Raw genomic sequence first — 9176 nt, 5'->3', positions numbered from 1 at the left:
CAATACTACGACTGCTTAAAGATACAAAGCGGCCGTCCGAGTGTCCGCACAACAGGATGCGCGAGCGGCGCCTAATGACCCAGATTGTGTCAAAACGCATTTTTGAGACGCTAGAATTTTGCTATGCGACCGAGGGGAGTGAGCAAATGAAGCGGTTCGTTCAAGGCGACGATCGTAACCAGAGCTTTCTCCTGCCCGAAGCACTTGATGACTACGTGGCGGACACGAATCCAGTGCGCGTAATCGATGTCTTTGTAAATGAACTTGATCTTGATGCGCTCGGGTCTGATGGCGTCAACCTGCGTTCAACCTGCGTCGACCGGTCGGCCGTCTTACCATCCTGAGGTGATGCTTAAGATTTATATCTACGGCTATCTCAACCGCATTCAGTCCAGTCGTCGTCTTGAACGCGAGGCTCAGCGAAACATTGAACTTATGTGGCTCACGGGTCGGCTTGCGCCCGACTTCAAAACCATAGCTCGGTTTAGGAAAGACAACGGCAAACCTATTCGCGATGTTTGCCGTCAGTTCGTAATGCTGTGCCAGCGTCTGGACCTCTTCGCTGAAGTAATTGTTGCAATCGACGGTAGCAAGTTCAAGGCGGTGAACCATCGCGACCGCAACTTCACGAACGCCAAGCTCGAACGGCGCATGCGCAATATCGAGTCGAGTATTGCGCGATATGTTCAATCGCTGGACACGGCTGATCGTCAGGAGCCTGCAATCGCGAAGGCGAGAACAGAGCGGCTGCAAGACAAGATCGCGGCCTTGAAGGAACAGATGCAGGTTCTCAAGAAGATCGAGATCCAACTCAAGGGGCACCCGACGGACAAGTATCGCTCACGGATCCCGATGCGCGATCTATGAAGACGCGAGGCACCAGGGTCGTTGGCTACAACGTGCAAACAGCGGTGGACACGAAGCACCATCTAATTGTCGCGCACGTCGTCACTAACGACGGGATTGACCGCGATCATTTAGCGTCGACGGCCAAACTTGCTCGTGCGGAGATGGGGGTTGAGAAGCTCACCCTAGTTGCAGATCGTGGCTATTACAAAAGCGAGGAAATACTTGCGTGCTATCAGGCTGGAATAAACGTGTTCGTTCCAAAGACAGTAACCTCGAGCGCGACGGCCGAGGGTCGCTTCAGCAGAGATGATTTCATCTACAACGATAAGACGAACGAATATCGATGCCCGGCTGGTGAGCAGCTTATATGGCGATTCGCGACCATCGAACGTGGGCTGAAGGTCAGTAAGTACTGGAGCTCTAATTGCCAACAATGTTCGCTGAAGAAGGACTGCACCCCAAGTCCTCAACGTCGTGTGACACGCTGGGAACATGAAGCCGTTCTTGACGATATGCAGACGCGATTCGATCACGCGCCAGAGATGATGAGAATCCGGCGACAGACGGTCGAGCACCCGTTCGGCACAATCAAGGCATGGATGGGTGCGACTCATTTCCTGACCCGAACCATCGAACGGGTGAGCACGGAAATGAGCTTGCATGTGCTTGCGTACAACCTTAAGAGAGTGATTAAGCTTCTCGGTTCGGATGCAATTGTGAGGGCAATACGGGTGTGATGCCCTTAGAGACTCTCGAGACGGGGCGACGACTCCGCTGCGATAGGATCAGGCTCCTCTATACGACCGCCTCCGCGACTTACGCCGAACCAGGATCTTGGCATCCCTGGCCGTCGTCCGTTTTGACACGCTCTGGGCCATAAGCCGTCATTCATATGTGTCGTCGGTCGGACGTCCAGGCGTCGGGTCAGCAGCCGAAACCGGCCATTCGAGTCTCAAAGACGCGGCGAACGAGCCGCTCTTGCCGAACGGCCGGATGTCGCTGATCGGCCGAGACGGAGTAGACACGCCGCACAAGAAGCGGAATCGTACAATCGCGGCGTTTATAACATCCGCCGGCGCAGGCCTGGCCGCAAGGCGGCTTCAAACCACAAGACCCCCGCATGACCACTTACCTCTACGACGAGCAGACACCCAACTACCCCGTAGCATTTCAGCCAGTCGCGTTGACCGCAGGGAACGGTCACAACGAACGTTGGCTGCAAGAGCGGATTTTCGAGCTTCCCTCACTGCTGCCCATGACCGAGATGTTCGGCCGCGGCGAAAGCTTCGTACCGCTTTGCCGTGAGCTTCCCCTGCGTTATGGTTCCTCAAGCGTCTTCCTTGACATCCTGGGCGTGTCGGCGACTGGGCGACTGGTGCTCATCGAATGCAAGTTGTGGCGCAACCCCGAAGCGCGCCGCGAGGTCGTTGCGCAATTGTTCGAATATGCGTCGTTGCTCTCCGAGTGGACATACTCCGACCTGGAGGCGCGTCTTAAGAAGGCCCGTGGGCTGACTGGTGAGAATCCGGTGTTCGCCTCGGTCAAGGCCGCGCATCCAGAACTGGACGAGGGAGCGTTCGTCGACTCCGTCAACCGATCTCTGGAACGCGGTGACTTCCTTTGCGCCATCGCCGGCGACGGCATTCGTAGCGACTTGCAGGCCCTGCGCCGCCTGCTTGCGACACAGGGCGGCGTGCTGTCCCAACTCGCTCTCGTCGAAATTCGCACGTATCGGGATGCTGGCGGCCGAACGCTGCTCGTGCCGTCCGTTCCATTACGCACTGAAGTTGTGCAACGGGAAGTTCTTAAGCGTCCTGACGGCGTGCCACTTGCGCGCGCAGCTCCGGTTGATGAAGGGGCGCCGGCGCAAGGATCCACGCCCCAACCTAAGGCCGTTAGCGCGTCGAAGCTCCTCAATCGCGCGTTCTGGGACAAATTCATCGAGCAGGTGAAGTTCGATCATCCGGACCAGACGCCGCCTCGCCACGGCACGAACAACTTCGTGCGACTAGACCTTCCAGGTCCCGTCCAAGGGCTCGTCGCCTACCGCGAGCAACCGTCGACGGCGGGCCTCTTCGTCAAGTTCCTTGGCGCAGATGGGCGAGAAGCGTTGCAAGCGCTCATTGAAGATCAAGCGGCCCTTGAACAGGAAGTCGGGCAACCGATTCAATTCAACGTCAGCGAAGGGCAGGATGCGGAAAGGGTGGCGGGGCGTCTCGTCGTTCAATTCGAAGCGCGAGGTGACCGAGGTGCGCGAGATGGCGAGCAGCTCGCATGGCTGCTGCGCACCTGCAACGCCCTGGTGAACGCACTTCGGCTCCGTTTAGGCGGTACGGCTCGTTAGATGCTCGATGGCTTGGTCGGGGCGGTGGCATCGTGACCGGGTCGTTCGGCTCAGTACGGCCAGAGCGGTCCTCCGACGTGGTACCCGGATATTGCCGTCCGGCCGCGCAGCAATGCAGACGAGAAGCAACAGACGAGGAATCGGGGCGACGGTATGATCCCGTTTTAAATCCGCTCGAAATCGGCATGCTCGCGCTCAAACTAACGCTTGTCCCGCTGTTCTTGCTTGTCGTCTCGATGTCGGGTAAATGGTGGGGGCCATCGATTGCTGGCTGGTTGGCCGGGTTGCCCGTGGTAGCTGGTCCGATCCTTTTCATTCTTGTGCTCGCGCACGGCCCGGTCTTCGGGGCGCATGCGGCCACGCGTTCCCTTTCCGCGATCCTCGCGTCAGAAGCATTCAATTTCGCGTATGTATGGACCTGCCGCTCGCGTACGTGGCCGGTTGCACTAGTTGTCGGACTCGGTGCGTGGTTCCTATCCGCGTATGGGCTATCAATGTTGCCAACTTCACCTATGTGTGCTGCAATCGCCGCCCTTGCTGCTGTGTGTTTCGGTCAGTCGTTCTTGCCACGCAGCTCCGCCATCGCGGCGGGCGCACCGCTCACGCGATCTGACCTGATAGGCAGAATGGTTGCCGGCGCGGTGCTGACGGTACTGGTTACCTCGCTATCTGGATGGGCAGGCCCCGCATGGAGCGGTCTATTGGCGGTGTTTCCACTCCTCGGAATTGTCTTATTGGTGTCGTCGCATCGCGCACATGGGCCAGCGTTCGTAATCTCGCTGCTTCGGGGCATGGTGCTTGGCCGATTCTCGTTTGCCGCATTCTGTTTGCTGCTTTCGCTTTCACTGCCGCACCAGCGTCCGCTCCTGGCGTTCGGGGAGGCGGCAACCTTAGCGATGATTGTGCAATGGGGCACCAAGCGACTAGCAACAGCGCGGCGCACAAAAACTGCTGAGCCGAGCGTCGTTGTTACTGATTGACTCTTTCACCGGTACGTTGCGGGTCAGTGCCGGCCGAGGGGCCGGTTTCGGGCGACTCGGCTGTCCCCTCGTGGGTTATCGTCGGTCGGTTGCGTCAGGCGGTAGGCGGCCACGAAGGCCTTCGGCCTTTGTTGCTTCAGGGTGCGGGCGCTTGATCGCGCTTTATCTTCAGCAACTGCTTCGCTAACCGGACGATTCAGTCAGTTCGAGTGCATCACTACGAGGTCTGAGCTTTCGCTATCTCGGGACTCAGATGGGAACGTATCGTCGAGCATTGCCCGCAACGCCGTCCTGATCACGGGCGCCAGTTCACCTGAGTGTGCTTCGCGATGATGATTCGGGCATAGCGCAGCGACATTCCAGATCCGGTCTGGACCATTCTCGGAAAAAGGGATGACGTGATGCGTTTCGAGGTACAGCCGTCCATTTCTCGTTTGGAACCCTGGCGTATCGCAATACTCGCAGTGACCGTTTGAGCGCTCCAGCACACGGGCACGAACCGCCGGGTCACGTACGAAAACCGAACCTGAAACTGCGCCCCTGACAGGCTCATCCGTGCCGGGGGTGCCGTGCTGATCCTCGTACGCGGGTGCTTCGTCAGCATGGTTTGCAGGTGATTCCATGCTGACGTTCGCCAGCTTGCCCCGATGCAGAATACATGCGCCATTCAATTTGTCGTAGCTCACGATGCGCCATGGCTCTGGATCGAGATGCCGCAAACGGACCACGGAAGACTCACGCCCCATCTGCTCTTCGGTGGCCATATCTCCCTCAACTACAATTACGCGAAGGCTGCCGTCGCTGGACGCAGCGTCGCGCAGCAGTTCGTCGAGCCGACGCGCCCGCTTCACCTGGCTTCGCGCTCGATCGCGTGCTTTCTCATCGGGCTCCGTCGCGACGAAGCGTTCCAGTTTGAGCGCCCACTCCCGAAGATTGGCTTGGATTTCCAGCGTGTCAGCAGCGAGCACGACGGACTGAAACCAGAAGCAGCCAGCCTTCGCCGACGACCAGACCCTGCGATTGGCCGTTCCACCTTGTAACCGGCCATAGTTCTCTCAGGGTTCCAAAGGCAGTTGTGGGTCGAGCCCATCCAAATACGCCGGGCGATGCGCTCGGCGATCCGTTTAACAATGCGTCACTCTCCGCATATTCATGGACCACACTGAAGATCGAATGGCGTCTGCGAAGCTGAAACGCCTTATTGTCGCGACGGTAGTCGGCAACGGCTTCGTTGCGTACGACTTTACCGTGTATGGTTTCTCCGCGGCGTTCATCGGACGGCTGTTCTTTCCCGCCCACGACGCCGCTTCGTCTCTTTTGCTTTCGCTCGCGACGTTCGGCGCCGGCTTCGTGATGCGCCCGCTCGGCGCGATGCTGATCGGACGATACGCGGACCGCCGCGGCCTCGATGCCGGCATGCGGCTATCGATCGCCTTGATGGCGGCAGGCACCTGGCTCATCGCGTGTCTGCCGACGCCTGCGACAATCGGCGCGAGCGCGACCATTCTGATCGTATTCGCGCGGCTTCTCCAAGGACTGGCGGCGGGCGGGGAGATCGGCCCGGCATCCGCGCTGCTGATGGAGTCGGTGCCTTACGAACGGCGCTGCTTCATGGTCAGTTGGCGCGGCGCGAGCCAAGGTGCGGCAGCATGCGCGGCTGCGCTCGTCGGCGCGTGCACGTCCGCGTTGCTGTCGCACGATCAACTCGTGCAATGGGGATGGCGCGTGCCTTTCGTGATCGGCGGACTAATCGCGCCGCTCGGCTGGTTGCTTCGTCGCGTACCGGGCGATGCGTCGCCGTCGAGGGCGCGTCCCGCGCGCACGCCGCTTCTGATCGTGCTTCGCGAGCATGCACGGCCCGTTGCATGCGGCATATTGATGATGGCCGCGCCTTCGTCGAGCATTTACGTTGCCGTGTTGTACATGCCGAACTACTTGACGCACACGCTGCACCGGCTGCCCGCGATCAGCTTTCTGATCGCGTCGCTCTCTGGCCTTGTGATTCTTGTCGTGACACCGCTCGCCGCGCTCGCCGCCGATCGACTAATGAGCCGCAAGACGCTGCAGTACGCATCGCTTGTCGGCGTGCTTGCCACGGCTTTTCCGGCGTTCCACGCGCTCACGCAGGGAGCACCCGATAGCCTCGCGCTCGTGATCATATTGCTTTATGTCGCTATCGCGCTGAACAACGCGGGCGCAGGTTCCGTCCTTATGCTCGAAGCCTTTCCGAAGCATCGGCGCGCGGCAAGCCTATCGGTCGTCTACACCTTCGGCGCCGTCATCTTCGGCGGGTTCTCCCCGCTCGCCGTCGCATGGCTTATCGACGCGACCGGCAACGCGATGACGCCCGCGTGGTATCTGCTCGCCGCAAACGGCGTGGCGCTGCTCGCACTCAGCCGCTTCCCCGAACGCCCCTTGAATGCGCGGCGTGCATGCGCATGACGGGATCGCTCGCCGCCGCGTGCAACAGATCCAGTGCGCGCAGCCGCATTTCGAGTGGACCCACATCGAAGGCGCGACGAAACGCGCGCGTGAAATCCGACGTGCTCCTGAAACCGAGACCGATTGCGATGTCGGCAATCTGCCGATTGGGAAAGCGCGCGAGTTCATCGGCGGCTTCACGCAAACGGCGATGTTGGATGTACGCGCGAAGGCCGCCTTCCTGCTCGAACCATCGATAGATGGTCGCGCGGTTCAGGCCGAGTGCATCGACGATCTTTACCGGCGTGAGATCGGCCTGATGGAGGTGCGTCTCCACATAGCGCTTCACCTGGCGTTTTACCGCGAATTGCAGCGCGTCGCGCGAATCGTGCAATGCATGCGGATCGTCCGCGAATGCGGCGAGCAGGAGTTGTGCGCTAGCACCGAGCGCGTCGATAGCGTCGGGACGTTTCAGCGTCGGCAGTACGCGTGCGACGGCGTCGAAATGCTGGAAAATGAAGCGCGCGAGCGGCGCGTCTTCGGGCACGACGCGGCCGTGCAGCGCATCGCAGTCGCCGACATGCGCAGCCACGATCGAACGCGGCAGGAACATCGTCAGCACACGGCACGCGGGACGTTCAATGCGAAATCGCTGATTCAGATCGAACGCGGCGATGCCGCGCACCGACTCCGGCGCACTGCGCTTCGCACGCACGCCGCTGACATGGCCGGACTCGCCTTCCGCATAGACGTGAAACGCGAAATCGTGGCGTGTGTCCGTCGAAACGCGCGCAATCGATCGTTCGAGCACCAGCGCTTCAGTGCGCGCTTGCGTGAACACCAGTCCGCCCGCCGCATGCAGATCGATAGTGCCCGCAAAGCCGCGCGCGATCTGATCCTTATCGGGCAAGACGTCCACAACGTGCCCCACGCGGTCGGTCGCGCCATGCGAGCAATTGACGCTCGCGCGGCAAGGTCTGCGTCGAAAAGCGCGTGGCTAACATACGCGGATGGCTCGGCGGCCATGGTGGTAAGTCGACTTCGGTCCGTTTCATTTTCGATCGGTTGCAGGCGCACGATGCGCCCCAGCAGCGGCGCACAGTAAAGCGAAATGACAATACAGGTATATCGTGCTCAAGGACGGGCAGCGTGTGCGGCGTCGCGGGCATTCAGGTCGGCGACTCCTTCCCATCATCCCTTTATCACATCACTTTCTCTCGTTCACAAGGTTAACGGCTGACTAAGACCAAAAATACAGAGATCCGTGCAGAGAAGGCGTGCTGTGTCGTCGAAATGGAAAAATCGAAAGTTCTGCGTGTGGGGGCACCCAGGCCGACGGCCCTCAAGCCCGCGCGTTTCCGTTAGCCCGTATTGGCAAAGGCGACTTCGCAGGCTTTGAGAGCAAGAAAGTGTTCAGAAACCGCACGCCCAGTACAGGTGTCGCGCACCGAAACCTGGCGCGGCGCTCGTGGCGCATCAAGCGAGTGCTTAGGCCGGCGAAGTGCGGACGACCGCTCGCCTATTCTTGGCGGTCAACGGGGCGGCCGCGATCAAATGGCGGACTGGGTCGAAGATTGACCACTCCGCCTAGCGCAAAATCGATCTCGCTTCGTTGAAGAGGAGATTGTCATGGAACCGCTTAATTCTTCCGGCGCTCGTCGGGTGCCGTGGAACAAGGGAAGGCTAACCGGCCAGAAGCCTCCGCTGAAGCTTCGAGAAATCTGGGCAATTCGCACGAGGCTGCAGATGTCGTCCAACGCTCGCGAGTTGGCGATGTTCAATCTCGCGATCGACAGTAAGCTTCGCGCGTGCGATCTGACGCGCTTGCAAGTGCAGGACGTCTACACGGGAGGTCATGTCGTAGGTCGCGCTACTTTCATGCAGCAGAGAACGCATCGACCAGTGCAGTTTGAAATCACAGAGCAGACTCGTCAAAGTGTCTCCGCTTGGATTTCGGCGCGGGATTGAAGCCTGCCGACTATTTGTTTCCAAGTCGACTGCGTGCCTCCACGCGCGCGTCAACGCGCCAGTATGCGCGCATCGTTCATCGCTGGGTCGCGTCGATCGGACTCGATGACTCCGCGTACGGTACGCACACCATGCGTCGAACGAAAGCGTCGTTGATCTATCGACGCACTAAGAACTTGCGCGCGGTCCAATTGCTGTTGGGTCATAAAAAAATTGAAAGTACCGTGCGATACCTCGGGATCAAGCTAGACGATGCACTCGAAATGGCTGAGCAAACCGAAGTGTGATCGCCGGTAGCCGGCGAGCGTGCGCTTGTCGGCCACAAAGAGCCATTCGCTACTTGCCGCACAGGCACTCGCGCGACTTCAACACTTTGTGAGCGGACGTTCGCGTGCCCTCGGACACAACGAACGTTATGTTGCTACCGCTGCATACGGCGTCACGCCGGAGCGTCAAGGTTGGCTATCGAACGTCTCCATACCATCCAGCAGAGACACCCAAGCGAATCGGCGCTGCGCCCAGATTTGCCTGACTGGTGCGCCGAGTTCGAAGCGCTGTTTCAGCGCACCTACGCGCAACGAGTAATGCGTGGGATCGACTTCCGCCGATGAATA

The 9176-nt window shown here is 59.8% G+C and carries 5 protein-coding genes and 2 pseudogenes; 5 read left to right on the top strand and 2 right to left on the bottom strand.

Going from position 1 to position 9176, the window contains the following annotated elements:
• Positions 1-146: 146 nt before the first annotated feature.
• From NCR39_RS20700 to NCR39_RS20690, 3 genes and pseudogenes are all read left to right on the top strand, one after another.
• Positions 147-1586, top strand: a pseudogene (locus NCR39_RS20700) (IS1182 family transposase).
• 383 nt (positions 1587-1969) lie between these two features.
• On the top strand, positions 1970-3193 hold the full coding sequence (locus tag NCR39_RS20695) for a PDDEXK family nuclease (protein WP_250453956.1): 1224 nt from the start codon (positions 1970-1972) through the stop codon (positions 3191-3193).
• Positions 3194-3378: 185 nt separating this feature from the next.
• Positions 3379-4173 carry a hypothetical protein gene (locus tag NCR39_RS20690; RefSeq protein WP_250453955.1) on the top strand — a complete coding sequence of 265 codons (795 nt, stop codon included), beginning with the start codon at positions 3379-3381 and terminating at the stop codon, positions 4171-4173.
• A gap of 200 nt (positions 4174-4373) precedes the next feature.
• Here NCR39_RS20690 and NCR39_RS29805 read toward each other — a convergent pair whose 3' ends face one another.
• Positions 4374-5141, bottom strand: coding sequence for an HNH endonuclease (locus NCR39_RS29805; protein ID WP_250453954.1), 768 nt, complete (start codon positions 5139-5141; stop codon positions 4374-4376).
• 205 nt (positions 5142-5346) lie between these two features.
• Between NCR39_RS29805 and NCR39_RS20680 the strand changes: the two genes are divergently transcribed.
• Positions 5347-6615, top strand: a complete 1269-nt coding sequence (locus tag NCR39_RS20680) for an MFS transporter (protein ID WP_250453953.1) — start codon at positions 5347-5349, stop codon at positions 6613-6615.
• On the opposite strand, the gene NCR39_RS20675 is transcribed toward NCR39_RS20680, so the two are convergent.
• Complete coding sequence (locus tag NCR39_RS20675) at positions 6566-7504, bottom strand: helix-turn-helix domain-containing protein (protein WP_250453952.1); 939 nt, start codon at positions 7502-7504, stop codon at positions 6566-6568. The two genes, NCR39_RS20680 and NCR39_RS20675, sit on opposite strands and share 50 nt — an antisense overlap.
• 719 nt (positions 7505-8223) lie before the next feature.
• On the opposite strand from NCR39_RS20675, the pseudogene NCR39_RS20670 reads away from it, so the two are divergent.
• Positions 8224-8849 (top strand): annotated as a pseudogene (locus NCR39_RS20670) (tyrosine-type recombinase/integrase).
• Positions 8850-9176: the final 327 nt, after the last annotated feature.

Source organism: Caballeronia sp. ATUFL_M2_KS44 (assembly GCF_023630965.1).
GTDB classification, from domain to species: domain Bacteria; phylum Pseudomonadota; class Gammaproteobacteria; order Burkholderiales; family Burkholderiaceae; genus Caballeronia; species Caballeronia concitans.
Note: the sequence above shows the minus strand (reverse complement) of the source record. Positions and strands in the feature narration are given on the sequence as shown.

Coding starts and splice junctions, on each gene's coding strand:
- NCR39_RS20690 (WP_250453955.1), top strand. CDS start 3,379: ATGCTCGCGCTCAAACTAACGCTTGTCCCGCTGTTCTTGCTTGTCGTC.
- NCR39_RS20695 (WP_250453956.1), top strand. CDS start 1,970: ATGACCACTTACCTCTACGACGAGCAGACACCCAACTACCCCGTAGCA.
- NCR39_RS20680 (WP_250453953.1), top strand. CDS start 5,347: ATGGCGTCTGCGAAGCTGAAACGCCTTATTGTCGCGACGGTAGTCGGC.